General features: G+C 67.7%; 20 protein-coding genes. 16 read left to right on the top strand and 4 right to left on the bottom strand.

Translation table 11 applies throughout. The annotated features are described in order from the left end of the window. Positions 1-85: 85 nt before the first annotated feature. The gene (locus PV764_RS07145; protein WP_399617150.1) at positions 86-1,453 is read left to right on the top strand and encodes a citrate synthase; all 1,368 of its coding nucleotides are present in this window, start codon (positions 86-88) and stop codon (positions 1,451-1,453) included. Between the two features lie 67 nt (positions 1,454-1,520). Beyond that, entirely contained in the window at positions 1,521-1,886 is a 366-nt protein-coding gene (locus PV764_RS07140; protein ID WP_019183875.1) for a NirD/YgiW/YdeI family stress tolerance protein, read from the top strand. 65 nt (positions 1,887-1,951) lie between these two features. Here PV764_RS07140 and PV764_RS07135 read toward each other — a convergent pair whose 3' ends face one another. Next, positions 1,952-2,728, bottom strand: coding sequence for an AraC family transcriptional regulator (locus PV764_RS07135; RefSeq protein WP_421116364.1), 777 nt, complete (start codon positions 2,726-2,728; stop codon positions 1,952-1,954). A gap of 94 nt (positions 2,729-2,822) precedes the next feature. On the opposite strand from PV764_RS07135, the gene PV764_RS07130 reads away from it, so the two are divergent. Continuing rightward, on the top strand, positions 2,823-3,587 hold the full coding sequence (locus PV764_RS07130) for an alpha/beta fold hydrolase (protein ID WP_046274010.1): 765 nt from the start codon (positions 2,823-2,825) through the stop codon (positions 3,585-3,587). A 23-nt stretch (positions 3,588-3,610) separates the two neighbouring features. On the opposite strand, the gene PV764_RS07125 is transcribed toward PV764_RS07130, so the two are convergent. Together PV764_RS07125 and PV764_RS07120 are read right to left on the bottom strand one after the other, a co-directional pair. Continuing rightward, positions 3,611-4,258 carry a hypothetical protein gene (locus tag PV764_RS07125; protein ID WP_019183878.1) on the bottom strand — a complete coding sequence of 216 codons (648 nt, stop codon included), beginning with the start codon at positions 4,256-4,258 and terminating at the stop codon, positions 3,611-3,613. 186 nt (positions 4,259-4,444) lie between these two features. Then, positions 4,445-6,874 carry a penicillin-binding protein 1A gene (locus tag PV764_RS07120; RefSeq protein ID WP_421116363.1) on the bottom strand — a complete coding sequence of 810 codons (2,430 nt, stop codon included), beginning with the start codon at positions 6,872-6,874 and terminating at the stop codon, positions 4,445-4,447. A gap of 223 nt (positions 6,875-7,097) precedes the next feature. Here PV764_RS07120 and PV764_RS07115 point away from each other — a divergent pair, with 223 nt between their 5' ends. The 13 genes from PV764_RS07115 to tkt all read left to right on the top strand — a co-directional run bounded on the left by PV764_RS07115 (position 7,098) and on the right by tkt (position 22,768). After that, the gene (locus PV764_RS07115) at positions 7,098-8,156 is read left to right on the top strand and encodes a pilus assembly protein PilM (protein WP_019183880.1); all 1,059 of its coding nucleotides are present in this window, start codon (positions 7,098-7,100) and stop codon (positions 8,154-8,156) included. Continuing rightward, positions 8,156-8,983 (top strand): PilN domain-containing protein, encoded by an 828-nt coding sequence (locus PV764_RS07110; RefSeq protein ID WP_046274007.1) that lies wholly within the window; start codon positions 8,156-8,158, stop codon positions 8,981-8,983. Before PV764_RS07115 ends, PV764_RS07110 begins: the two co-directional genes overlap by 1 nt. Next, entirely contained in the window at positions 8,980-9,654 is a 675-nt protein-coding gene (locus PV764_RS07105) for a type 4a pilus biogenesis protein PilO (protein WP_019183882.1), read from the top strand. The genes PV764_RS07110 and PV764_RS07105 overlap by 4 nt, the downstream gene beginning before the upstream one ends. Next, positions 9,651-10,187: a pilus assembly protein PilP gene (locus tag PV764_RS07100; protein ID WP_019183883.1), complete on the top strand. Its 537-nt coding sequence runs from the start codon at positions 9,651-9,653 to the stop codon at positions 10,185-10,187. The genes PV764_RS07105 and PV764_RS07100 overlap by 4 nt, the downstream gene beginning before the upstream one ends. A 20-nt stretch (positions 10,188-10,207) precedes the next feature. Further along, positions 10,208-12,196 (top strand): type IV pilus secretin PilQ, encoded by a 1,989-nt coding sequence (locus PV764_RS07095; protein WP_026069885.1) that lies wholly within the window; start codon positions 10,208-10,210, stop codon positions 12,194-12,196. A 138-nt stretch (positions 12,197-12,334) separates the two neighbouring features. Next, the gene (locus PV764_RS07090; RefSeq protein WP_070471396.1) at positions 12,335-13,357 is read left to right on the top strand and encodes an AAA family ATPase; all 1,023 of its coding nucleotides are present in this window, start codon (positions 12,335-12,337) and stop codon (positions 13,355-13,357) included. 5 nt (positions 13,358-13,362) lie between these two features. Continuing rightward, positions 13,363-14,286 carry a DUF58 domain-containing protein gene (locus tag PV764_RS07085; protein ID WP_046274006.1) on the top strand — a complete coding sequence of 308 codons (924 nt, stop codon included), beginning with the start codon at positions 13,363-13,365 and terminating at the stop codon, positions 14,284-14,286. Continuing rightward, positions 14,283-14,744 carry a DUF4381 domain-containing protein gene (locus tag PV764_RS07080; protein WP_019183887.1) on the top strand — a complete coding sequence of 154 codons (462 nt, stop codon included), beginning with the start codon at positions 14,283-14,285 and terminating at the stop codon, positions 14,742-14,744. Before PV764_RS07085 ends, PV764_RS07080 begins: the two co-directional genes overlap by 4 nt. Continuing rightward, positions 14,741-15,748 carry a vWA domain-containing protein gene (locus tag PV764_RS07075; RefSeq protein ID WP_019183888.1) on the top strand — a complete coding sequence of 336 codons (1,008 nt, stop codon included), beginning with the start codon at positions 14,741-14,743 and terminating at the stop codon, positions 15,746-15,748. The genes PV764_RS07080 and PV764_RS07075 overlap by 4 nt, the downstream gene beginning before the upstream one ends. Continuing rightward, on the top strand, positions 15,745-17,496 hold the full coding sequence (locus PV764_RS07070; protein ID WP_421116362.1) for a VWA domain-containing protein: 1,752 nt from the start codon (positions 15,745-15,747) through the stop codon (positions 17,494-17,496). The genes PV764_RS07075 and PV764_RS07070 overlap by 4 nt, the downstream gene beginning before the upstream one ends. After that, positions 17,493-19,196, top strand: a complete 1,704-nt coding sequence (locus PV764_RS07065; RefSeq protein WP_421116361.1) for a BatD family protein — start codon at positions 17,493-17,495, stop codon at positions 19,194-19,196. Before PV764_RS07070 ends, PV764_RS07065 begins: the two co-directional genes overlap by 4 nt. Before the next feature lie 67 nt (positions 19,197-19,263). Next, positions 19,264-20,607: a dicarboxylate/amino acid:cation symporter gene (locus PV764_RS07060; protein WP_019183891.1), complete on the top strand. Its 1,344-nt coding sequence runs from the start codon at positions 19,264-19,266 to the stop codon at positions 20,605-20,607. 151 nt (positions 20,608-20,758) lie between these two features. After that, positions 20,759-22,768 carry a transketolase gene (gene tkt, locus PV764_RS07055; protein ID WP_261997226.1) on the top strand — a complete coding sequence of 670 codons (2,010 nt, stop codon included), beginning with the start codon at positions 20,759-20,761 and terminating at the stop codon, positions 22,766-22,768. Between the two features lie 198 nt (positions 22,769-22,966). Here the strand turns inward: tkt and PV764_RS07050 are convergent, their stop codons facing one another. After that, entirely contained in the window at positions 22,967-24,919 is a 1,953-nt protein-coding gene (locus tag PV764_RS07050) for an acetyl-CoA hydrolase/transferase C-terminal domain-containing protein (RefSeq protein ID WP_421116360.1), read from the bottom strand. Between the last annotated feature and the right edge of the window lie 4 nt (positions 24,920-24,923).

Here is a 24,923-nt window from a genome sequence, read left to right as displayed (position 1 = left end):
GACGGCTGCAACAGCGCCTTCGCCGCGCCCCGGACCTGCGTCTACGACTTCCGTCCTAGGGCGTCGAAAATGTTGCTGTGCGATAATGGCGGGATCCACGATAACGATCGTGGACTTCCTTCACGTGCCTGACCCATGCGCTTGGGCGGGCGCCTTCCCTCGAGGAGCGCACACAGTGTCCGATCTTGATCAGGTCACGCTCAACGCCGGCGACAAGTCGGTTGTTCTGCCAGTCATCAAACCCACGCTCGGCAACGATTGCGTCGATATCTCGAAGCTGACCAAGGAAACCGGTCTCTTCACGTACGACTCCGGCTTCACCGCCACCGCCAGCTGCAAGTCCGCCATCACCTACATCGACGGTGACAAGGGCGTGCTGCTGTATCGCGGCTATCCCATCGAGCAGCTCTCGGAAAAGTCGAGCTACGTCGAAGTGGCCTACCTGCTGATCAACGGCGAGCGTCCGAGCGCCGAGCAGCTGAAGGCCTTCACCGACGAGCTGGCCGCCGAGGCCGATGTGGATCCGTCGATCAACACGCTGATCGGCAGCTTCGCCAAGGATGCCCATCCGATGGCCATCCTGACCGCCGCCATCGCGCAGCTGTCGGGCATCTACCACGCCTCGCTGGATCTGTCCGACGCCGAACAGCGTCGCCACGCCGCCGTGCGCCTGATCGCCAAGGTGCCGACCCTGTCGGCCCTGATCTACCGCCACGGCAAGGGCCTGCCGGCCAACAAGCCGGACACCTCGCTGGATTACGTCAGCCGCTTCCTGAAGCAGACCTTCGAGTCGGCCGATGGCACGTACGAGCTGAACCAGGACGTGGTCAAGGCGCTGGATCTGCTGTTCATCCTGCACGCCGATCACGAGCAGAACGCCTCGACCTCGACCGTGCGCCTGGTCGGTTCGACCGGTGCCAACCCGTATGCGTCGGTCGCCGCTGGCGTCACCGCGCTGTGGGGTCCGGCCCACGGCGGTGCCAACGAAGCCGTGCTGAAGATGCTCGAAGAAATCGGCACCGCCGACAACGTCGAGTCCGCCGTGCTCAAGGCCAAGGACAAGACCTCCGGCTTCCGCCTGATGGGCTTTGGCCACCGCGTGTACAAGAACTTCGACCCGCGTGCCAAGGTCATCGGCGTGATGACCGGCAAGGTGCTGGAACAGCTGGGCGTGCAGGATCCGCTGCTGGACGTGGCCGTCAAGCTGGAGCAGGCCGCGCTGCAGGATGACTACTTCGTCGCCCGCAAGCTGTACCCGAACGTCGATTTCTACAGCGGCATCATCTACAAGGCGTTGCAGATCCCGACCGAAATGTTCACCGTCATGTTCGCCCTGGGCCGTACCTCCGGCTGGGTCGCCCATTGGCTGGAACAGCAGGTCGATCCGGAAATGAAGATCGGCCGTCCGCGCCAGGTCTACACCGGCAGCGACGTGCGTGACTACCAGGGCTGATCGCCCCGGCAGGTCGTGATGAAAACGCCCCGCATCGCGGGGCGTTTTCTTTTTCCATGGAGTCCAGATGAACCGTCTGATTGCCCTTTTTGCCTTCGCCGTACCGGTGAGCGTGTTCAGTCCCGGTGTGCATGCCCAGTACACCGGCCCGGGTGCCACCAGCGCCGTCACCACGGTGGCGGAAGCCCGCAGCCAGCGTGACGACCAGCCCGTCGTGCTGCGCGGCGCGCTGATCGCCAAGATCGGGCACGAGCGCTATCGCTTCAAGGACGCCACCGGCGAGATCGATGTCGAGATCGATGACAAGGATCTGCCCGCCCACCAGGCGGTGAGCGCGACGACGGTGGTGGAACTGCACGGCGAAGTGGATACGCATCGCTTCAAGCCCACCGATATCGATGTGGAGCACGTAAGCATCGTCGGCCCGCGCTGAGCCGCTGAACCGCCGGACTGCCTGGCGCCCGGCACCCCGGGGCGTTCTGCCTGCAGTGCCGCGTCTCAGCGCGTGTGGGCGTAGCGGCTGGGCGATGTCCCCAGCACTCGGCGGAACGCCGATGAAAACGCACTGGGGCTGGCGTAGCCCAGGTCCAGTGCGACCCGGGTGACCGGCTGGCCGTGACCCAGGCGTTCAATCGCGGCGAGCAGGCAGACCTGTTGGCGCCATTCGGCAAAGCTCACCCCGGTTTCCACGCGGAACTGGCGCGTGAAGGTACGCCGGCTCATGCCGGCGTCGCCGGCGATCTCGTCCAGGCCCGTCGTGATCGCAGGCCGGTCCAATACCTGCTGGCAGGCGCGGACAAGGCGCGGCTCGCAGGGCAGCGGTGCATGCAGGGACAGGCGCGGCATGGCGGCCATCTCTGCGACAAGCAGCTGCATCAGCCGGCCGGCGCGACCGCGCTGGTCGTACATCGCCGGCAGGTCGATTGCATCATCCAGCAGATGCCGCAGCAGCGGCGAGACGCCGTAGACGCCGCAGCGCGCAGGCAACTCGACCGCGGCGACTTCCTCGGCGGCCACGAACACATTGAGCATCGTGACCGGGCCGCGCATGGTCATCGCATGCGTGATGCCCGCGGGCACCCAGCATGCGCGCTGCGGCGGTACCAGCCAGTGCCCCTCGGACGTGCTCAGGCTGATGGTGCCGCGCGAGGCGAAAGCGAACTGGCCGCGCCGGTGCGTGTGCGCCGGAAAGACCGATCCGGCGGCATGGTCGTTCGCGGTAACGACCACGGCGCGCGGGAGGTCTTCGTAGGGATCGAGCAGGGTGTTGCGCATGGCCCGGATTCTATCGTCATTGACCTGGCATCGAAGGCGGGCCATGCGCGGCCGGCTTAGCATCACCCCCCGCTTCCTTCCTGATGCCGCAGCCATGGCCAATACCTTTCACCGCGTCGGCACCGGCGCGCACCCTGTCCTGGTGCTGCATGGCTGGTTCGGCGACGCGCATGCGTTCGCGCCGATCGAGCCGTGGCTGTCCGGCGAAGTGTTCAGCTACGTCTTCATGGATTGCCGCGGCTACGGTGGCATGCACGCTGCGCGCGGCGAATTCACGATCGAGGAGATCGCCACGGACGCGCTCACCCTGGCCGATGCGCTGGGCATCGACACCTTCAGCGTGGTCGGCCATTCCATGGGTGGCATGGCCATCGAGCGCATCGCGGTGCTCGCACCGGACCGTGTGCGTGCGCTGGTCGCGGTTGCACCGGTACCTTGTGGGGGCATCGCGCATGAGCCGCCGACGCGACGACTGCTGGAGGCGGCAGCGGGCAGTGCGGAGATCCGTCGCGGCATCATCGATCGCAGCACCGGCGGGCGGCTGCCCGGCACGTGGCTGGACTGGAAGGCGCAGTACTCGATGCAGCGCGCCTCAGCGGAGGCCTTCGCGGCCTATTTCCCGGCGTGGGCCGACACCGATTTCAGTGCCGGGATCGTGGGCCGACATCCGCTGAAGGTGCTGGTCGGCGAGCACGATCCGGTGTTCAACGCTGCGCTGATGGAGCGGACGTACCTGCGCCGCTATGCGCACGCGTCCCTCGAGGTGCTGGGCAACGCCGGGCATTACCCGATGAATGAAACCCCGCTGGCCCTGGTCACGGCCATCGAGCGGTTTCTCGCCCCGTTCGGCGATGCCTGACCTGGCCCACCGGAGCAGGGCGCTCAGCGGCTGCCGAGGTACCCCTCGATCTCACTGTCGGCCAGCAGCTCGCGCAGTTGCGCTGCCGAGGCACGCCGCATCGGCTTTTCATCGATGGCCGACAGCGGCGGCTGGCGCAGGCCATCGTAGGGCAGCACGGCGATGTCGAACGTCAGCGCTTCGGCACTGAAGATCCAGACCGGCGCATCCAGGCTGCGTTCGCGGTCCAGTCGCAGCCGGCGCGTACGCGATTCGGCCGGGATGCCGTGTTCGTCGAAGAAGCGCTGCACCGCATCGGCATCGTCGCTGTGCACCTGCAGCTGCACGGGACTGTTGGCATCGGCGGTGCCATCGAGCACCGGGCCGCACAGGCGCGGCGAGAACGCCTTGAGGAACTCCATCGCGCGCAGGGCGGCCTCGCGGCGCTGGCGCAGCTGCGCACCGTGGTCGGCACCGGCAAACAGGCGCTGGTACTCACGCAGGGCGTCTTCGATCTCGGTGTTGCGGGGCAGGGAGGCATCGTCATGGATGCCGAGCCGTGTCGCGGCCTTGAGCTTGGCCTGGTGGTAATCGCGGATGCCGCCCTCGGCCATCAGGCGGGCGGCCTCATGCGCCAACTGGTGGCGGCGCTCACGGGTCTGCGTGGCTGCATGCTGACGGGCTCGATGCATGACCGGTACTCCTTGGCGACCTGCACGGCAATGTACACCGGCGATGTGACAGGCGGGTAGAGCCACGCCATGCGTGGCTGTGCCTGCGATCAGGGATTGCGTGCAGCCACCCATGGGGTGGCTCTACCGGGCGATGGGGCGGACGATACGCAGGAGGGGGGCGCCGGGCGTACCCGGCGCACGCAGTCAGAAGATATCGAACGCGGCGTCGTCGGCCTGCGGGGTGTGGCTGTTGAAGTCGTACTCCTCCAGCTTCTCCATGTCTTCGACCTTGACCCACTCGGTGGCGCCGTTGAGCGTGGCCTGGACCATGCCCGACGGCGGCTCGTTCTGCGCGATCGGCGTGTCCTTGAGCGCCATGCGCATGTACTCGATCCAGATCGGCAGGGCGGCGCGGCCGCCGTATTCGCGGTAGCCGAGCGAGCGGAAGTCGTCGCGGCCGACCCACACGGTGGTCGCGTACGGGCCACCGAAACCGGAGAACCAGGCATCGCGGTGATCGTTGGTCGAGCCGGTCTTGCCGCCCACGTCCTCGCGGCCGAGCACCTTGGCCGCGGTGCCGGTGCCGCGCTGGACCACGTCGCGCATCATCGAGTTCAGCTGGTACGCGGTACGCGCATCGATCGCGCGCGGCGCGACCTTGGCATCCGGGTTGACCGGCACCGGGGCCGGTGCCTCGGCAGCGGCGGTCGCCTGCTGGGGCTTGGCCGGTGCGGTGTTTGCCGCCGGCGCGGAGCCGAAGTTGAAGCCGTCCACCACCTGGCTGACCGGCACGCCGCTGTTGCCGGCGCAATCGCGGCAGGCAACAGCCGGGTTTTCCTTGAACACTTCCACGCCATCACGGTCGGTGACCCGATCGATCAGCCAGGTATCGACCCGCGAGCCGCCGTTGGCGAACACCGCGTAACCGCGGGCCACGGAGAGCGGGGTCAGCGACGCGGTGCCCAGCGACATCGACAGGTTCGGCGGCAGCTCGGCCTCGGCGAAGCCGAATTCGCTGATGTACTTGCGCGCGTAATCCACGCCCATGCCGTCGAGCAGGCGCACCGAGACCAGGTTGCGCGACTGCACCAGCGCTTCACGCAGGCGCATCGGGCCACGGAAGCCGCCGCCATCGTTCTGCGGCGACCAGGTCTTGCCGCGGCGGTCGCGGAACACGACCGGGGCGTCGAGCACGATCGAGGCCGGGTTGAAGCCCTTGTCGAAGGCCGCCGCGTAGATGAAGGGCTTGAAGCTCGAGCCCGGCTGGCGGCGCGCCTGGGTGGCGCGGTTGAACTTGTTGCCCGAGAAGCTGAAGCCACCGACCAACGCTTTCAGTGCGCCGTTTTCGGCATCCAGCGAGACCAGCGCAGCCTGGCCGCGCGGGATCTGGTCGAGCAGCCACTCGCCTTCTTTCTCGCCGGCGCGCACGCGCACGATGTCGCCGCGGGTGACCAGTTTGGCCGGAGTCTTGTTGGTCCAGCGCGCGGCGTTGGCCGGCAGCACCACTTCGCTGCGGTTGCCCAGCACCACGGTGGCGCTGCCATCGGCGGCGGTGGTGGCGACGATCGCCGGCAGCAGGCCGGTCTGCGCCGGAATGCCGGACAGCTTGGTGGCCAGCGCGGCGGCGTCGGCGTCGGCCGGGACCTCCACGTGCTGCTCCACCCCGTGCCAACCGTGGCGGTGGTCGTAGGCCAGCAGGCCGTCGCGCACCGAGAGGTTGGCTGCGGTCTGCAGTTCGGCGTTGATCGTGGTGGTCACGTGGTAACCCTTGTTGACCACGTCGCCGCCGAAGCGGGCGATCATTTCCTGGCGGACCAGCTCGGCCACGTACGGGGCCTCCACCTGCAGCGGCGGCTCATGCGCGGTGGCGTGCATCGGCACGGCCTTGGCCGCGTCGGCCTCGGCCTGGGAGATGAAGCCCAGGCTGGCCATGCGCTGCAGCACATAGAAGTCGCGGCGCTCGCGGGCGCGCTCGGGGTTGCTGAGCGGGTTGCCGCTGGAGGGGAACTTGGGGATGCCGGCCAGCGAGGCCATTTCGTCCAGGTCCAGCTCGCCCAGCTTCTTGCCGTAGTAGAACTCGGCCGCGGCGGCCACGCCGTAGGCGCGGTTGCCGAAGAAGCTCTTGTTGAGATACAGCTCGAAGATCTCGTCCTTGCTCAGCTCGCTCTCGATCTTCCGCGCCAGCAGGATCTCGGCCAGCTTGCGGGTGTAGCTGTACTCCGAGCTCAGGAAGAACTGGCGGGCGACCTGCTGGGTGATGGTCGAACCACCGGGCACGCGCTTGTCGTTGGTGGTGGCCAGCAGCCACACCGCGCGGCCGATGCCCTTGTAGTCCACGCCGCCGTGCTCGTAGAAGCGGGCGTCCTCGGTGGCCAGGAAGGCCTGCTTGAGGCGCTCGGGGACGTCCTTCATGGTGATGGGGGTGCGCCGGGTCTCGCCGAACACCGCCATCAGCTTGCCATCGCTGGCATAGACGTACATGGGCTCCTGCATCTCGACGTCGCGCAGGGTCTGCACGTCCGGGAGCTTGGAGGAGACGGCGTAATAAAGGCCGCCGGCAACCGCGGCGCCGATCAATGCCAGGACCAGGAACGCGACCAGCATCCAGCGCAGCCAACGGCGAAGACGTGTCATCAGTGACAGATTCCGATTGCGAATTTCGTGGTCGCAGAGTATAGATTACGCAAGGGAACGGCTGGGGGTGTTCCCGGGGAGAGCAATCGATCACCGTCTGGGGACGCGTGAAACGAGCAGTGATGCCCGTTTTACAGCTTGACGGTTGCGATTTGCAAAAAAAACATTATTAATGCGCGGTCGCAGGTTCTGCGTCCAAGTGCCCATCGGCAGGGGAGAAACCGTGGGGCTTATCCCAAAAAGCCAGTCGCCTCTTATCGGCGTCGATATCAGCTCGACTGCAGTAAAGCTGTTGCAGTTATCCCGCAGCGGCAATCGTTTCCGCGTGGAACATTACGCCGTGGAACCACTCCCGCCGAATGCGGTCGTGGAAAAGAACATCGTGGAGGTCGAAGCGGTCGGGGAGGCCATTCGACGTGCCGTGAACCGCTCCGGAACCAAGGCACGCCATGCGGCGGCAGCCGTGGCCGGGTCGGCCGTGATCACCAAGCTGATCCCGATGCCCGCCGACCTGGATGAGAACGACATGGAAGCCCAGGTCGAGCTCGAGGCGGTCAACTACATTCCGTACCCGATCGAGGAAGTGAACCTCGACTTCGAAGTGCTGGGTGCGATTCCGAACAACCCGGAAATGGTCCAGGTGCTGCTGGCCGCCTCGCGTTCAGAGAACGTCGAGCTGCGCCAGTCGGCACTGGAGCTGGGCGGGCTGGTGGCGCGGGTCATGGACGTGGAGGCCTTCGCGGTCGAGAACGCCTTTGCCCTGGTCGCCAGCGAGCTGCCGGTGGCCAGTGATGGCGTGGTCGCGCTGGTGGACATCGGCGCCACCATGACCACTCTGAATGTCCTGCGCGGCGGCCGCAGCCTGTACAGCCGCGAACAGGTGTTCGGCGGCAAGCAGCTGACCGACGAAGTGATGCGCCGTTACGGGCTGACCTACGAAGAGGCCGGCCTGGCCAAGCGCCAGGGCGGGCTGCCGGAAAGCTACGAGATGGAAGTGCTCGAGCCGTTCAAGGAAGCCACGGTCCAGCAGATCAGTCGCCTGCTGCAGTTCTTCTATGCAGGCAGCGAGTTCAACCGGGTCGACCACATCGTGCTCGCCGGTGGCTGCGCGGCCCTGACCGGCCTGCCGGACATGGTGGAAGAGCAGCTGGGCGTGGCCACCGTGGTGGCCAACCCGCTGGCACAGATGACCCTGGGCCCGAAGGTGCAGGCACACGCCCTGGCCCAGGACGCCCCGGCGCTGATGATCGCCACCGGTCTGGCGCTGAGGAGCTTTGACTGATGGCGCGCATCAATTTATTGCCCTGGCGCGCCGAGCGGCGCAAGCAACGCCAGCGCGACTTCTACGCGATGCTCGGTGCCGCCGCCATCGGCGGTCTGCTGCTGTCGCTGTTGATCTGGTTCTATTACGACCGCCAGGTCAGCGGGCAGGTGGATCGCAACACCTTCCTGCAGGCCGAGATCGACAAGGTCAAGGAGCAGAACAAGGAAATCGAGCGCCTGGACCGCCAGAAGGACCGCCTGCTGGCACGCAAGGGCGTGATCGAGGAACTGCAGGCCAAGCGCTCGCAGATGGTGCATCTGTTCGATGCGCTGGTGCGGACCATTCCGGACGGGGTCGTGCTGACCACGCTCAAGCAGGAAGGCGACGTGCTGACCCTGGAAGGGCGCACGCAGTCCAATGCGCGCGTCAGTGCCTACATGCGCAACCTGGAAAGCTCGGGCTGGATGACCAACCCGGAGCTGTCGATCATCGAGGCCAAGGCGCCGGATAAGGAGAAGACCTCCACCGCCCCCGGGCAGCTGCTGGACATCAAGTCCCTGCCGTACATGTTCGTGGTCAAGGTGAACCTGCCCGCACAGAGCGATGCCGCCCTGTCCGCGGATGGTTCTGTGGTCGATACCACCGCCGCCGCCGCGCCGGTTGCCCCGGTCGCCCCGCTGTCCGCCGCCCCCGCGCCATCGCAGGATCCGGCCGCCGCACCGGCAGGGTCGGCCGCTTCGGACGCCGCCGCACCGGCCAAGCCGGCCGGTAGCCGCATTGTTCCGACCACGCCGCCCGCACCTCCGCCGGCGCCTGCCAATGCGCCGGAGGGGAGCCAGCAATGAGCCAGAAAATCAACCTCAAAGAGCTGGATTTCAACAACATCGGCAACTGGCCGCAGCAGGCCAAGGTTGTGTTCTGCGTCGTCCTCGCCCTGTTCATCGTGGTCATGGGCTGGTTCCTGCTGATCAGCGGCAAGCGTGACGAGCTCTCGGCCCTGGTCAACAAGGAAGCCGAGCTGCGCACCGAGTTCGAGAAAGAACAGGGCCGTGCCGTCAATCTGGAGCCGCTCAAGCAGCAGCTGACCCAGATGGAGCAGGTGCTGCAGCAGATGCTGCGCCAGTTGCCCAGCAAGACCGAAATGCCGGATCTGATCATCGACATCTCGCAGACGGCGCTCTCCAGCGGGCTGGCCAACGAGCTGTTCCAGCCCGGTGCCGAGCAGCCCAAGGAGTTCTACGCAGAAAAGCCGATCGCCCTGCGCATGGTGGGCAGTTACCACCAGTTCGGTGCCTTCGTCAGTGGCGTGGCCTCGCTGCCGCGCGTGGTCATCCTGACCATGCACGACATCAACCTGAAGCCCAAGGATCCCAAGACCGGCATCACCGCCCGCAGCGGTGCGCTGGAGTTGTCCGGAACGGTCAAGACCTACCGTTACCTGGATGACGTGGAGATGGAAGCCCAGGAGAAAGCCGCTGCCGAGCAGGAAAAGGCCGCCAAGGGAGGCCGGAAATGAGCCGCTTGAACCCGACCGCACGGGTATGCGGCCTGTTGGGCGTGGTGCTGCTGGCCGGCTGCGCGCGCGGCGTGACCAGCACGCCCGGCGATGCACCGAACCTGGAAAAGTGGGTGGCCGACGTGCGTGCACGCCCGGCACCGCCGCTTGAACCGTTGCCGGTGATGCAGCAGTTCGAGACGTTTGAGTATTCCGCGCAGGGGATGCGCGACCCGTTCACCGACGCCTGGACCAATCCGCAAGGGGGATCGGGGCTGCGTCCGGATCCGAACCGCCGCAAGGAGCCGCTGGAAGATTTCCCGCTGGACAGCCTGGACATGGTGGGTTCGATCGGCCGTGGGGGCGGACTCGTCGTGCTGGTGATGGCACCGGACAAGGTCACCTATCGGGTGCGTCCGGGCGTCTATCTGGGGCAGAGCGACGGGCGGGTGACCGGGGTCTTCGAGGACCGGATTGAGCTGATTGAACTGGTGCCGGATGGCGCGGGTGGCTGGCTGGAACGGCCGGCAACGCTCGCGCTTGAAGATCAATGAATGATTATGGGGATAGCACGATGACCTTTTCCAACGCCCTGCGGCTGCGTCCGGTCCGGCGGCAGAAGCTGATCCACCTGTGCGCGCTGGGAGTCGCGCTCATGGTGGCCAACGGCACGCTGATGGCGGCCACGCCCAGCGGCGCCGTGCCCAAACCGGCGGCCACCACCGCGCCGGCGACTGCGCCGGCCTCGCTGTCGGTGTCCAAGATCGACTTCAAGCGCGGCGACGATGGCGCCGGCCGGCTGATCCTGCAGTTTGACGGTCAGGGCGCCAGCCCGGATCTGCGCAGCCAGGGCAACAGCGTCGTCATCGACGTGGGTAATGCGCGCCTGCCGGAAAGCCTGCAGAAGCCGATCAACGTGACCGACTTCGCCACCCCGGTGCAGCGCATCGACGCCAAGCCGTATGGGGGCGGCACCCAGCTGGTGCTCAACACCAACACCGCGTTCGAATCGCTGGCCTACCAGAGCGGCAACGAGTACGTGGTGGAGATCAGCCCGCGCCAGGCGGCCCCGGCAACCGGTGCGGTCAATGCCGCCACGGTCAGCCAGGCGGCGGCGTCCGTCGCCCAGCGCGGCTACAGCGGCAAGCCGGTGACCTTCAACTTCCAGGACGTGCCGGTACGTACCGTGCTGCAGCTGGTGGCCGAGGAATCCAACCTCAACGTGGTCGCCTCCGACAGCGTGCAGGGCAACGTGACCCTGCGCCTGATCAACGTGCCGTGGGACCAGGCGCTGGACATCGTGCTGCGCGCCAAGGGCCTGGACAAGCGCCGCGATGGCGGCGTGATCTGGGTTGCACCGCAGCCGGAGCTGGCCAAGTTCGAGCAGGACAAGGAAGACGCGCGCATCGCGATCGAGAATCGCGAGGACCTGGTCACCGATTACATCCAGATCAACTACCACAACGCTGCGGTGATCTTCAAAGCGCTGACCGAGGCCAAGGGTATCGGCGGCGGCAACAGCGGCAGCGGCGGCAGTGGCAGTGGCAGCAATTCGCAGGAAGAAAGTGGCTTCCTGTCCTCGCGTGGCCGGATCGTGGCCGACGAGCGCACCAATACGCTGATGATCAGCGACATCCCGAAGAAGATCGCGCGGATGCGCGAGCTGATCAACGTGATCGACCGTCCGGTCGACCAGGTGCTGATCGAAAGCCGGATCGTGATCGCCACCGATACCTTCGCACGCGAGCTCGGCGCGAAGTTCGGCATCAGCGGCAGCCGCGACAACGTGTACTTCAGCGGCGACCTCGGGCAGAACGGCAAGAACATCAACGACCGTGCGGCCAAGGATTTCGAATACCAGAAGGCCATCAACGAGTGGGTGGCCGGAGGCCGCACCGGCGCGATCCCGGTCCGCGCGCCGTCCACCATCAACAGCGGGTTGAACTGGAACCTGCCGGTGGACGCGCTCAAGAGCCCCGGCTCGCTGGCGCTGTCGATCCTCAATGCCGGTTATCTGCTGGACGTCGAACTGTCGGCCATGCAGGAAGAATCCCGCGGCGAAGTGATCTCCAACCCGCGCGTGGTGACCACCAACCAGCGCGAAGCGGTGATCAAGCAGGGTAAGGAAATCGGCTACGTCACCATCAGCGGTGGCGGTGCCGGCGGTGTGGCCCAGGCCAACGTGCAGTTCAAGGAAGTGGTGCTGGAGTTGAAGGTCACCCCGACCATCACCAACGACAACCGCGTGTTCCTGAACATGGCGGTCAAGAAGGATGAAGTGGACAGCTACATCGTCCTGGATGGCTACGGCACCGTGCCGACCATCAACCGCCGGGAAGTGAACACCGCCGTGCTGGTCGATGATGGCCAGACCGTGGTGATCGGTGGCGTGTATGAGTTCACCGACCGCAACAGCGTCAACAAGGTACCGTTCCTGGGCGACGTGCCGTTCCTGGGCAATCTGTTCAAGAAGCGCAGCCGCAACAAGGACAAGGCCGAACTGCTGGTGTTCGTGACCCCCAAGGTGCTGCGCGTGTCCCGGACCACCCCGGCCGTGAATTGATACGCACCCTCATGCAGTGACGAAAGGGCCGCCGCGTGCGGCCCTTTCTGCGTTCAGCCAATCTTGATGTCGTAACCGGCGCTGTCCTGCCATCATGGCGATGGAACCTCTGCCCACCGTGGAGGTCACATGGATGCCATGAATCTGCCGCCCCCCATGCCCGATACCCCCACGCCCGCTCCGGTGGAGCACGACCGCCTGCACGATGCCTTCCGCGCGCTGCGCGATGGTCTGTCGTCCGAAATCGTCGGCCAGAGCGCGCTCGTCGAGCGCCTGCTGACCGCACTGCTGGCGGATGGCCACCTGCTGGTCGAAGGCGCCCCGGGCCTGGCCAAGACCACCGCGATCCGTGCCCTGGCCGCCCGGCTGGATGCGGATTTCTCGCGCGTGCAGTTCACCCCGGACCTGCTGCCGGCCGACCTGACCGGTACCGAGATCTGGCGCCCGCAGGAAGGGCGGTTCGAGTTCGTGCCCGGCCCGATCTTCCATCCCATCCTGCTTGCCGACGAAATCAACCGCGCCCCGGCCAAGGTGCAGTCCGCGCTGCTCGAAGCCATGGGCGAGCGCCAGGTCACCGTGGGCCGGCATACCTATCCGCTGCCCTCGCTGTTCCTGGTGATGGCCACGCAGAACCCGATCGAGCAGGAAGGCACCTTCCCGCTGCCCGAAGCCCAGCTGGACCGCTTCCTGATGCATGTGCGGATCGGCTATCCCGATTCGGATGCGGAGACCGAAATCCTGCGCCTGGCCCGCGAGCGCGCCCGCGAGGCGCTGTCCACGCCGGCCGCCGCGCCGGCCCGCATGCCGCTGAGCGATGTGTTCGCCGCGCGCAAGGCGGTGCTGTCGCTGCACGTGGCACCGGCGCTGGAGCGTTACCTGATCGAGATCGTGCTGGCCTCGCGCGATGCCGCCCGCTACGACCCGGCACTGGCCCGGCGCATCGCCTGGGGCGCCAGCCCGCGTGGCTCTATCGCGCTGGAACGCTGTGCGCGTGCGCGCGCCTGGCTGGCCGGGCGTGACTTCGTCACCCCGGAAGATGTGCGCAACGTGGCGCCGGACGTACTGCGCCACCGCGTGCTGCCCAGCTACGAGGCCACCGCCGAAGGCTGGGACGGTGAGCGCCTGGTCGCCGAGCTGCTGGCCCGCGTGCCGGCGCCCTGAGCGCGATGGAGACCCCCGTGCATACGGCCACGCCGCTGGAGGGTGATGGCCTGCGGCCGAGCCTGGCCGAGCTGGTGGCGCTGCGCCGCAGTGCGCATCGCGCACCGCCGGCACGCCGTGGCCGCCTCGGTCATGCCGGCAGTGCGCCGTCACCGGCGCGGGGCCGGGGCATGGAGTACGCCGAGTCCCGCGACTACGTGCCGGGGGATGATGCGCGGCATATCGACTGGCGGGTCACCGCGCGGACCGGGCGGGCCCACACCAAGCTGTTCCAGGCCGAGCGCGAACGTTTGACGCTGCTGGTCGCCGACACCGATCCGGTGCTGTATTTCGGCACCCGGGTCCGCTTCAAATCCGTACAGGCCGCACGCGTCGGCGCGGTCGCGGCATGGCTGGCGCAGCGCCAGGGCGATCGCCTCGCCGCCGTGCGGGGCAGTACCCAGGAGCCACCGATCGCACCGGCCGGTGGCACCCGCGGGGTGCTGCGCGTGCTGGATGCCTTGACCCGCTGGTATGCCGAACCGCCTGCCGAAGATGCCGGGCTGGATCGCGCGCTGGAGCAGGCGGCCCGGTTGCTGCGTCCGGGTGCACGCGTGGTCGTGCTGGCCGATCCGGCGCGCGCCTCCACCATCACCAGTGCCCGCTGGGCTGCGCTGGCCATGCACCACGAAGTGATGGTGATGCTGCTGGTCGATCCGCTGGAACGGGCACCTCCCGCCGATGCGCTGCCCTTCCTCTCGCAGGGACGTCGCGTCCTGCTTGATCTGGGCAATGCGGCGGTGCGCGAGCATTGGCGCGAACGATTCGTCGCGCCCCTGGATGCATTGCAGACCACCTTGTCCGCTCGCCGGATCCAAGTGCACGTGGTCTCTACCGATGACGCCAGCGACAGCTGGTTGAGCCCGCTGCCGACCGCGGTGGTGGCATGAGCGCGGCCGCGTCGCTGCCGCTGCGCGATGTGCAGCTGCCGCCGTCACCGCCATGGTGGCCGCCCGCACCGGGCTGGTGGCTGGTGTTCGCCGCGCTCGTGCTGGTGGTGGCCGCGATCTGGGTCTGGCAGTGGCGTGCGCGGCGCGCGCGCCAGCGGTGGCTGGAGCTGTTCGATGCCGAGGTCGACCAGGCCGGCTCGCCGGTACTGCAGGTTGCTGCGATCGCTTCCCTGCTGCGCCGTGCGGCGCGCCGGTACCAGCCAGGCGCGGAGCGTCTGCAGGGGCCGGCGTGGCTGGCGTTCCTGGATGAGAACAACAGCCGCGCCTTCTCCGACGGCGACGGCGCACTGCTGCTGGACGGTGGCTATCGGCCAAGCGTGGATGCCGAGGCGGTGCAGCGGCTGCGCGTGCTCGCGCGCCGCCGTTATCTGTCGCTGCTTACGGAGCGGCGCCGATGATCGCGATCACGCTGCCGACGTGGTTGAGCTGGGTCGACAGCCTGGCCTGGCCCTGGATGCTGCTGGCGCTGCCGTTGCCGATCCTCATGCGCTGGTGGCCGTCGCGTCCCGGCGCGGGTGCCGCGCTGCGGGTGCCCTATGCCGCCGACCAGCTGCAGTCGCTCGGTGCTGCCCCGGGCGGTGCGGGGCCACGGCTGGGGCGTGCATTGCTGTGGCTGGCCTGGGCCTGCCTGTGCGTGGCCGCCGCGCGGCCGCAGCAGCTCGGCGATGCAGTGACGCCGCCACAGCAGGGCCGACAGATGATGCTGGCAGTGGATGTGTCCGGCAGCATGAGCGAGGCGGACATGATGCTCGGCAACCAGGTGGTCGAGCGGCTGACCGCGGCCAAGGCGGTGCTCGCCGACTTCCTGGACCGCCGCGTCGGCGATCGTGTCGGCCTGCTGATCTTCGGCGAGCGCGCCTACACGCTCACGCCGTTGACCGCCGACCTCACCAGCGTGCGTGACCAGCTGCGCGACAGCGTGGTCGGCCTGGCCGGGCGCGAGACGGCGATCGGCGATGCGATCGCGCTGGCGGTCAAACGCCTGCGTGAACAACCCCAGGGCCAGCGCGTGCTGATCCTGCTCACCGACGGCGTCAGCAATGCCGGCGTCCTCGAACCGCTGCGCGCGGCCGAACTCGCCCAGGCCGAAGGCGTGCGCGTGTACACCGTGGCCTTCGGCGGCGATGGCGGCATCAGTCTGTTCGGCGTGCAGATCGCGCCGGGCGACGACCCGGTGGACGAGGCGACCTTGAACAGGATTGCCGAGCTCACCGGTGGCCGCTCGTTCCGCGCGCGCAATACCGATGAGCTGGCCGGCATCTATGCCGAGCTGGAGCGGCTGGAACCGGTCAAATCGACGGGCCCGGCGGTGCGGCCGCGGATCGAGCGCTATGCGCCGCCGCTGGCATTGGCGTTGCTGCTGGCCAGCCTGGCCTGGCTGCTGCCGAGGCGCTGGATATGAGCGCGAGCTGGAACGCCCTGCATTTCATGCGCCCCGAGGCCCTGTGGGCGCTGCTCGCGCTGCCGCTGCTGGTGGCGATCTGGTGGTTGCGCCGGCGCCGGGCCAACGTGTGGCGGCAGACCGTGGATGCGCATCTGCTGCGCCACCTGCTGGTCGGCCGCGACCGTCGCGCCTGGGGCGGGTTGGTGCTGTTGCTGTCCGGTACGGTGATCGCGATCGTGGCCCTGGCCGGTCCCTCGTGGCGGCAGGTCGCCCAACCGTTGTGGCAGACGCCGTCGCCGCTGGTGATTGCGCTGGATCTCTCTTCGCGGGTGACCGCGACCGATCTGCCACCGTCGCGCCTGCTCCAGGCACGTGCCAAACTGGCCACACTGCTGCGCGAACGCCAGGGCGGTGAAGTCGCCCTGCTGGTGTACGCCGATGACGCTTACACGGTGGCGCCGCTGACCGACGACATGGCCAATGTCGCCCTCTACCTGGATGCCTTGGCACCGGACGTGATGCCACGCGATGGCCAGCGCGCGGACCGTGCGCTGGAAACGGCGGTGAAGCTGCTGCAGCAATCCGGCGCACGCGGTGGCGACATTCTGCTGCTGACCGATCGCGCCGATGCCGATGCCGAACAGGCGGCGGCCTCGGCACGCGCGCAGGGTTTCGTGGTCTCCGTGCTCGGTCTGGGTACCCCGCAGGGCGCGGCCTACCGCAATGGCGAAGGCCAGATCGTGCCCGCGCGGCTGGAAGAGGGCACCCTGCGCGGCGTCGCCAGCCGCGGCGGCGGTCGTTATGCCCGCATCGCCTCCGACGACAAGGATCTGGCCGCGCTGGACGTGTTGATCCCGCGGGTCAGTGCCGATGACAGCCGCGAAGGGCAGGGCCGCACCTGGCGCGATGAAGGTTTCTGGCTGCTGCCGCCGCTGATGGTGCTGGCCCTGTTTGCGTTCCGGCGGCGCGGCGCACTGGCGGTGCTGGTGATGATGGCGGCAGTGCCGATGGCGCTGCCCACGACGGCGCACGCCGCCGAAGGAACGTGGTGGCAACGCGCCGACCAGGTCGATCAGCAACGCTTGTCCAGCGGCGTGGATGCGTACCGCAAGGGCGACTTCAAGGCCGCGCAGCAGCAGTTCGAGGGCATCGACACCGACGCCGGCTGGTACAACCTCGGCAACGCATTGGCGCGCCAGGGGCAGTACGACGCGGCGATCGAGGCCTATGACCGCGCGTTGAAGAAGCATCCCGGCATGGCTGATGCGGTGGCCAACCGCGCCGCGGTCGACGCCGCCCGGAAGCGCAAGCGGCCGCAGAACAACGACCAGAACAACGATCAGAAGGACGGAAAGACCCCGCCCGAAAAGCCCGACGCCGGCAGGAATCAGGGGCAGGGACAGGGCAAGGAGGGTGACGGTTCGCCGCCGCAGGACAAGGGCGAGCCGGGGCAGTCACCGCCGCCCTCGTCCGGTGATCCGAAGGATGGCCGCTCCCAGGGCGAGAAGTCACCGCAGGCCGCCGACAGCCAGGCGCAGGCCGAGGCCGACGCCGCCCAGCGCGAGCGCATGCAGCAGGCGATGCAGCGCCAAGGGAACAACGACGGCAACGACAAGGCCCAGGGCCAGGTCAGCGGCACCCCGCAGCAGCGTGAGCAGCAGCAGGCAGTCGAGGCCTGGATGCGGCGCGTACCGGATGATCCGGGCAGCCTGCTGCGGGCCAAGTTCCAGCTGGAAAACGAACGCAGGAAACGGGAAGGGCGATGACACACTCCACGATACAGCGCTGGTTGCGCGCCGGACTCGTCCTGCTGCTGTGCGCGAGCCTGGCCGCGCAGGCACAGACCCGGGCATGGCTTGATCGTGACCAGATCACCGACAGCGACACCGTCACGCTCAACATTGAATCCGATGCTGGTGGGGGTGCGCCGGACTATGCACCGCTGCGGACCGACTTCGATCTCAGCAGCCAGACCAGCAGCCGCCAGGTGCAGTGGAGCAATGGCGCGATGACCTCGCGCGCGTTGTACGCGGTGGCGCTCAGCCCGAAGCGGAGCGGCACGCTGCAGGTTCCCGCCCTGCAGGTTGGCAGCAGCCGTACGCAGCCGCTGACGCTGCAGGTCGGTGCCAGCAGCGCATCGGCCCCCGCCGCGGCCACGGGCGACGCCGCCGTGTTCCTGGAAACCGAGGTCGATGATCCGACGCCGTACGTGCAGCAGAGTGTCGGCGTGGTGGTGCGCCTGTTCTACGCCGCGCAACTGCTCAGTGGTGAACTGGTGCTCGATACGCCGGCCGGTGCATCGCTGCAGCGGGTGGGCGAAGACCGCACCCTCGTGCGCGAGGTCAATGGCCGCCGCTACAACGTGGTGGAACGTCGTTTCCTGCTGATCCCCGAGCGCAGCGGAGCGCTGGTGCTGCCGGCGGCCCAGTTCAACGGGCGCAGCGCGGGCGGCTTTTTCAACGACATGTTCGGTGGCGATGGCCGCCTGCGCGCCGCATCGGCCGAGCGCACGCTGCAGGTCCAGGCGCAGCCCGCGTCTGCCCCGCAGCCGTGGCTGCCGCTGCATGGGCTGCGCCTGCGCTACACCGCCGGGCCCACCACCGGCCGTGCCGGAGAAGCGGCCACCATCGTGGTCGAAGCCGTGGCCGAGGGCGCGACCAAGGCGCAGTTCCCGGAGCTGCCGGTGCCCGATGTCGGGCCAGGTGCGCAGGTCTTCGCCGAGCCGCCGCAATTCGATGAAACCTTCAACGGCAGCACGCCGCAGCTCACGCTGACCCGGCGCTTCGCGATCGTGCCGCGCCAGGCCGGGGCGCTGACGGTGCCGGGGCTGCGCATGGCGTGGTGGGACGTGGCGGCCGGTCAGCCGCGCACCGCCAGCCTGCCGGACCTGCAGCTGGATATCGCCGCCGGCGTGGGCGGGAGTGCCACAGCGCCCCTGCCGGTGGACACCACCTCGGCCCTGCCGGGTGAGCCGGCCACGGCGTCCACCGATCTGCAGTTGGCGCCTGCGCAGGCCGCGCCACGTCCCTGGGGCTGGATCGCCCTGTCGGCCGGCCTGGCCGTGCTGTGGCTGTTGACCCTGGCCTGGGGCTGGCGCCGACGGCGGCGCCCGGCGGTCGTGCGGGGCACCGAGGGGGGCGTATCCATCACCGCGTCGGGGAGTCCGTACACCCGCGCCGACCTGCGCCGGGCGATGGAAGCCGGCGGATTGGACGAGATCATCGCGGTGCTGGCGGGAATGGGCGGTGTGCAGACGTTCGAGCAGGTGCTCGAACGCCTCGACGACGCACAGCAGCGGGCGGCGCTGGTCCAGATGCAGCAGGTCCGCTGGGGCGGGCAGGGCGGCGATGTCGGCCAGGCCCGACAGGATCTGCGCCGCGCCTTCCATGACGGACCGCACTGGCGGCCCCCTGCGGCCACGCAGAACAATGGCCTGGCACCGCTGTACCCATCTGCGCATTCATAAAAAGGCGTGTCGGTCAGGGCGGCCGCCTTTGCTAAGCTGATTTCATTTTTTCGAGGAACGCCGCTCCATGACTGAGGCCGCAACGACCCGGCAGAAACTGCCTTTGCACTGGAAAATGGGCATTGGCTTCATCATCGGCCTGGTCCTCGGGCTGACCGTCCATGCCCTCGGTGGCAGCATCGACGGACTGCAGGCCGCAGCCAAATGGGTGATGGACTACGTCACCACGCCGGCCTCGGGCCTGTTCCTCAATCTGATCTTCATGCTGATCGTGCCGCTGATCTTCTCGGCGCTGATCATGGGCGTGTCGGAGATGGGCGACATCCGCGCCCTCGGCCGCATCGGCTGGAAGACGCTGGCCTACACCATCCTGCTCTCCGGCATCGCCGTGGGCATCGGCCTGGTGCTGGTCAACGTGCTCAAGCCCGGCGCGGGCGTGGACCCGGTCGTGGCCGCGCAGATGCTCACCGAGAATGCCGAGCGCAGCAAGGAAATCGTCGCTGGCATCCATGGCACGCCCAAGGGCATGGACATGCTGCTGTCGATCGTGCCGAGCAACGTGGTCGAGGCGGCCTCCAGCAATGGCGCCATCCTCTCGCTGATGTTCTTCGCGCTGATGTTCGGCATCGGCATGGTGCTGACCGACGAGGCAAAGGTCGCCCCGCTGCGTCGCGCCATCGAAGGCATCTTCGAAATCTCGATGACCCTGATCAACCTGGTCATCCGCCTGGCCCCGTACGCGGTGGCCTGCTTCATGTTCAACCTGGCCGCGCTGTTCGGCTTCGAGCTCATCATCCGCCTGGGCGCCTACGTCGGCGTGGTGGTGCTGGCGCTGGGCCTGCACATGGTGGTGACCTACGGCGTCGCGGTATGGCTGTCCGGCCGCTCGCCGCTGGCGTTCTTCCGCGACACCCAGGAGGCCACCGTGATGGCCTTCTCGACCGCGTCCAGCAATGCCACCCTGCCGACCGCGCTGCGCGTGGCCGACCAGATGGGCCTGCCGCAGAAGGTCTCGCGCTTCGTGCTGACCGTGGGCGCCACCGCCAACCAGAACGGCACTGCGCTGTTCGAGGGCGTGACGGTGATCTTCCTGGCGCAGTTCTTCGGCGTGGACCTGAGCATCGGCCAGCAGTTCATGGTGATGGCGGTCTGCATCCTGGGCGGCATCGGTACCGCCGGCGTGCCCTCCGGCTCGCTGCCGGTGGTGGCCATGATCTGCGCCATGGTCGGCGTGAACCCGCTGGGCATCGGCCTGATCCTGGGCGTGAACCACTTCCTGGACATGTGCCGTACCGCGCTGAACGTCACCGGCGATCTGGCCCTGACCACCCTGGTGGCCAAGGGCGAGGTGGACGATGGCCCGGTCGTGGCCACGGTGGCCCCGGCCCCCGCGCCGGCCCCGCGCGACTGAGCCTGCACAGGCCCGAGCTGCCCTGACGCCCCGCCCTGTGCGGGGCGTCGTCGTTAAGGGCCTGGCCTGTCTTCGGCCTGACCCCGCCGATCACCTGTGGGACAATGGGCTGCCCGCAGCTCCGCGGGAGCCTCCCGACTCCGACAGAACCATGACGCAGCCTACCCGCCGCCAGTTGGCCAACGCCATCCGCTTCCTTGCCGCTGATGCGGTCGAAACCGCCAAGTCCGGTCATCCCGGCATGCCGATGGGCATGGCCGACATCGCCGAAGTGCTCTGGAACGACTATCTCCGTCACAACCCGAAGAATCCCAAGTGGTTCAACCGCGACCGCTTCGTGCTGTCCAACGGCCACGGCTCGATGCTGCAGTACGCGCTGCTGCACCTGAGCGGCTACGACCTGCCGATCGAGCAGCTCAAGCAGTTCCGCCAGCTGGGCAGCAAGACCGCCGGCCACCCCGAGCACCATGAAACCCCCGGCGTGGAGACGACCACCGGTCCGCTGGGTCAGGGTCTGGCCAACGCCGTGGGCTTCGCCCTGGCCGAGAAGCTGCTGGCGCAGCGCTACAACCGCCCGGAACACGAGATCGTCGACCACCGCACCTGGGTGTTCCTGGGCGACGGCTGCCTGATGGAAGGCATCTCGCATGAAGCCGCCTCGCTGGCCGGCACCTGGGGCCTGTCCAAGCTGGTCTGCTTCTGGGACGACAACCACATCTCCATCGACGGCAACACCGATGGCTGGTTCACCGACAACACCCCCGAGCGTTTCGAGGCCTATGGCTGGAACGTGGTGCGCGGCGTCGATGGCCACGACCCGGAGAGCATCAAGTCCGCCATCGACAGCGCGCTGTCGCAGTTCGACAAGCCGACCCTGATCTGCTGCCGCACCACGATTGGTTTTGGTTCGCCGGGCAAGGCCGGCAAGGAATCCAGCCACGGCGCCCCGCTCGGCAAGGATGAGCTGGAAGCGACCCGCAAGCAGCTGGGCTGGCCGTACGGCCCGTTCGAGATTCCCGAAGAGATCTACGCCGGCTGGCGTGCCGGCGGTACCGGCACCCTGCGCCAGGCCGAGTGGGAGCAGCAGTTCGACAAGTACGCCGCGCAGTACCCGGCCGAAGCCGATGAGCTGATCCGTCGTTCGCACGGCGAGCTGCCGGCCGATTTCATCGCCAAGGCCGATGCCTACATCGCCCAGGTCCAGGCCGACGGCCAGACCATCGCCTCGCGCAAGGCCTCGCAGCTGGCGATCGAAGCGTTCGCGCCGCTGCTGCCGGAACTGGTGGGGGGGTCGGCCGATCTGGCGCACTCCAACCTGACCCTGTGGAAGGCCAGCAAGTCGGTCGCCACCGATGACCCGAACGCCAACTACGTCTATTACGGCGTGCGCGAGTTCGGCATGACCGCGATCGCCAACGGCCTGGCCCTGCATGGCGGGTTCATTCCGTTCGACGCCACCTTCCTGGTGTTCAGCGATTACGCCCGCAACGGCGTGCGCATGAGTGCGCTGATCCCGGCCCACGCGATCCACGTGTACACGCACGATTCGATCGGCCTCGGCGAAGACGGCCCGACCCACCAGCCGGTGGAGCACCTGGCCTCGCTGCGCTACATCCCCAACAACGATGTGTGGCGCCCGTGCGATGCGGTCGAGTCGGCGGTCAGCTGGAAGTCGGCGATCACCCGCAAGGATGGTCCGAGCTGCCTGGTCTTCAGCCGCCAGAATCTGCCGCACCAGCCGCGCAGCACCGAACAGGTCGCCCAGATCGCGCGCGGTGGCTACGTCCTGGCTGACGCCGAAGGCGGCGTGCCGGACGTGATCCTGATCGGCACCGGTTCGGAAGTGGGCCTGGCCGTGACCGCCAAGGCGGAACTGGATGCCGCCGGCATCAAGACCCGCGTGGTGTCGATGCCGTCCACCGACGTGTTCGAGCGCCAGGACGCCGCCTACCGCGAGTCCGTGCTGCCCAATGCCGTGCGCAACCGCGTGGCCGTGGAAGCCGGCGTCACCGGTTTCTGGCGCCAGTACGTGGGCCTGGACGGTGCGGTGGTGGGTATCGACACCTTCGGTGCCTCGGCCCCGGCCGAAGCGCTGTACAAGCACTTTGGGATCACCGCCGAGCACGTCGTGGCCGCGGCCAAGGCGCAGCTGGCGAACTGATCGTGGCGCCGGGCGATGCCCGGTAGCTGCAACGCGAAAGGCCGGGGAGATTCCCCGGCCTTTTCGTTTGTTGAAGGGCAAACACCACGCCATCCTTGATCCAGGGTAGATCCCCGCCATGCGTGGATGCTGTTGGCGCAACCCTCGACCATTGCTGACGCGTGATCACCACGCATCCATGCATAGCGTGGATCTCCATCACCTGGCTGCGGTGCGCGCCAAGCCCAAGCGCACCAACCGCGCTTCGATGCATTCGCCGAACGACTTCGGCGCTTCCAGCCCCATCCGCTGCAGATAGGCCTGGTCGCCATCGCCGGCCGGTTGCGTCAGCGCAGCCAGCACCGTGCGCAGCTTGGCCATCGGTGTCTGCGTGTTCTGCTTGAGCCAGCCCAGCGCCTTGACCAGATGCTGCTCCACTTCGGTGAAATCACTGCCCAGCGGATAGTCCGGCAGCAGGCCGGACTGGCGGAATGGCGCCAGTGCCGCGCTGACCTCGGCCGCGGTGTTGCGCCGTCCATCGTCGGGCGCAGTGAACCCGGCGGCCAGCTTTTTCGAGGCTTTCGCTTTGTCCAGCAAGGCGGCCTGGAACTGCGCATCGGTGATCGTGGCCATCGCGATCACGCAGTCTTCGTCGGTCATGTTGCGCAGGTCGGCGATGCCGTACTCATTGATGTAGAGGTCGCGCAGATGCCGCGGAATCGTGGTGTGCCCGTAGTTCCAGCGCACGTTGGAGTGCAGCACGCCCTTGTCCTCGCGGGTGGCGCGGAAGATGAGCGCACTGCGTGCGCCGGGCAGGGCATGCGCCATCGCCACGAAGTTGTACTGGCCGCCCACGCCGGAGACCACACGGCCGTCTTCCAGCGCATCGGAAACGGCCGCGCCGAGCGCGGTGGCCATCATGCAGGAGTTGAAGAAGCGCGCATCGCGGCGTTGCATCCGCTCCAGCGTTTCATCGCCGCCGTAGAGCTGGTTGATCTCACTGATGCGGCGCATGCCGATCGCGCTGCGCTCCTCCTCGGGCAGGTCGCGCAGCCACTGGTAGAACTCCGGCGAGCCCAGGTAGAACGCGCCGTGCAGATACTCGCCCTCGGCCTCGAGCGTGGCGTAGTCGGTGGTCCAGGCGGTGCCGTTCTCGATCCGCTGCAGCATCGCCAGATCGTCGTGCACCTTGCGCCGGATCACCCCGGTCTGGACCAGCCGGCGGAAGCCCTCGTTGAGCATCTCACTGCAACCGTACAGACCGATCTCGAACGGCTCCAGGCCACCGCACTCAAGGACGGTGGGGTTGCTGGCCAGGCCGGGATCGAGCGCCTGCAGGATCTGCCGGTAGCGGGCGTTGTCGGTATGCCGCAGCACCAGCGCATGGCTGAGCGCATCGGCCAGCGTACCGATGCCGATCTGCAGCGTGCCGCCATCGCGCACCAGCGTGCTGGCGTACAGGCCGATCGCATAGTCGGCATCGCTCACCGGTTGCCGCGGCAGGCCGAACAGGTCCGGGTAGGGCCCCGGTGGCGTGATCACCAGATCGAAGAACGACACATCCACCGTGGCCGAACCGGCCAGGTAGGGCAGCTGTGGATCGATCTCGGCGATCATCAACGGGCGTGGCAGCCCGCGCGCGACCATCGCATCCAGCGTGTCCTGGGTGATGTCGTTGTTGCACGACAGCGACAGGCGCCGGTCGTTCGCGCGCATCGCCACTTTCTGCACGATCGCATGCGGCGCGCGCTGCGCCACCGCATCGGCGGCATGGGTGTAGTTGAGGCTGGTGTAGCTGCGCTGCGCCTGCGAAGAATTGAGCAGCGCACCGGACTGCATGTAGAACTCTTCCACCTGCACATGCGCCGGCAGCTGGTCGCGCATCATGGCATCGGCGTAGGCCAGGCGCGGGAACTCCGCACCGAAATGACGCTCGGCGAAGGGCGTCATGAAGCGCGCTTCCAGCCCGGCACCGCCACGCGGCGGATTCAGCGACAGCGCGGTATACAGCTGCAGCGGCCGCGAGGCATCGTGTTCAACACGGGCATACAGCGCGTTGAGCAGCCGGTGCGGCTTGCCCAGTGCGAGCGGGGCGCCGATGCGCAGGGGGCCATCGACCCGCTGCAGCAGCCACTCGACGGCGGCGTCCAGGTCGGTCAGGTGTTCGGTCATGCGG

The sequence above is a fragment of the Stenotrophomonas sp. AS1 genome, assembly GCF_048957655.1.
Classification (GTDB): domain Bacteria; phylum Pseudomonadota; class Gammaproteobacteria; order Xanthomonadales; family Xanthomonadaceae; genus Stenotrophomonas; species Stenotrophomonas bentonitica_A.
Note: the sequence above shows the minus strand (reverse complement) of the source record. Positions and strands in the feature narration are given on the sequence as shown.

Coding starts and splice junctions, on each gene's coding strand:
- PV764_RS07145 (WP_399617150.1), top strand. CDS start 86: ATGGCGGGATCCACGATAACGATCGTGGACTTCCTTCACGTGCCTGAC.
- PV764_RS07140 (WP_019183875.1), top strand. CDS start 1,521: ATGAACCGTCTGATTGCCCTTTTTGCCTTCGCCGTACCGGTGAGCGTG.
- PV764_RS07135 (WP_421116364.1), bottom strand. CDS start 2,728: ATGCGCAACACCCTGCTCGATCCCTACGAAGACCTCCCGCGCGCCGTG.
- PV764_RS07130 (WP_046274010.1), top strand. CDS start 2,823: ATGGCCAATACCTTTCACCGCGTCGGCACCGGCGCGCACCCTGTCCTG.
- PV764_RS07125 (WP_019183878.1), bottom strand. CDS start 4,258: ATGCATCGAGCCCGTCAGCATGCAGCCACGCAGACCCGTGAGCGCCGC.
- PV764_RS07120 (WP_421116363.1), bottom strand. CDS start 6,874: ATGACACGTCTTCGCCGTTGGCTGCGCTGGATGCTGGTCGCGTTCCTG.
- PV764_RS07110 (WP_046274007.1), top strand. CDS start 8,156: ATGGCGCGCATCAATTTATTGCCCTGGCGCGCCGAGCGGCGCAAGCAA.
- PV764_RS07105 (WP_019183882.1), top strand. CDS start 8,980: ATGAGCCAGAAAATCAACCTCAAAGAGCTGGATTTCAACAACATCGGC.
- PV764_RS07100 (WP_019183883.1), top strand. CDS start 9,651: ATGAGCCGCTTGAACCCGACCGCACGGGTATGCGGCCTGTTGGGCGTG.
- PV764_RS07095 (WP_026069885.1), top strand. CDS start 10,208: ATGACCTTTTCCAACGCCCTGCGGCTGCGTCCGGTCCGGCGGCAGAAG.
- PV764_RS07090 (WP_070471396.1), top strand. CDS start 12,335: ATGAATCTGCCGCCCCCCATGCCCGATACCCCCACGCCCGCTCCGGTG.
- PV764_RS07085 (WP_046274006.1), top strand. CDS start 13,363: ATGGAGACCCCCGTGCATACGGCCACGCCGCTGGAGGGTGATGGCCTG.
- PV764_RS07080 (WP_019183887.1), top strand. CDS start 14,283: ATGAGCGCGGCCGCGTCGCTGCCGCTGCGCGATGTGCAGCTGCCGCCG.
- PV764_RS07075 (WP_019183888.1), top strand. CDS start 14,741: ATGATCGCGATCACGCTGCCGACGTGGTTGAGCTGGGTCGACAGCCTG.
- PV764_RS07070 (WP_421116362.1), top strand. CDS start 15,745: ATGAGCGCGAGCTGGAACGCCCTGCATTTCATGCGCCCCGAGGCCCTG.
- PV764_RS07065 (WP_421116361.1), top strand. CDS start 17,493: ATGACACACTCCACGATACAGCGCTGGTTGCGCGCCGGACTCGTCCTG.
- PV764_RS07060 (WP_019183891.1), top strand. CDS start 19,264: ATGACTGAGGCCGCAACGACCCGGCAGAAACTGCCTTTGCACTGGAAA.
- tkt (WP_261997226.1), top strand. CDS start 20,759: ATGACGCAGCCTACCCGCCGCCAGTTGGCCAACGCCATCCGCTTCCTT.
- PV764_RS07050 (WP_421116360.1), bottom strand. CDS start 24,919: ATGACCGAACACCTGACCGACCTGGACGCCGCCGTCGAGTGGCTGCTG.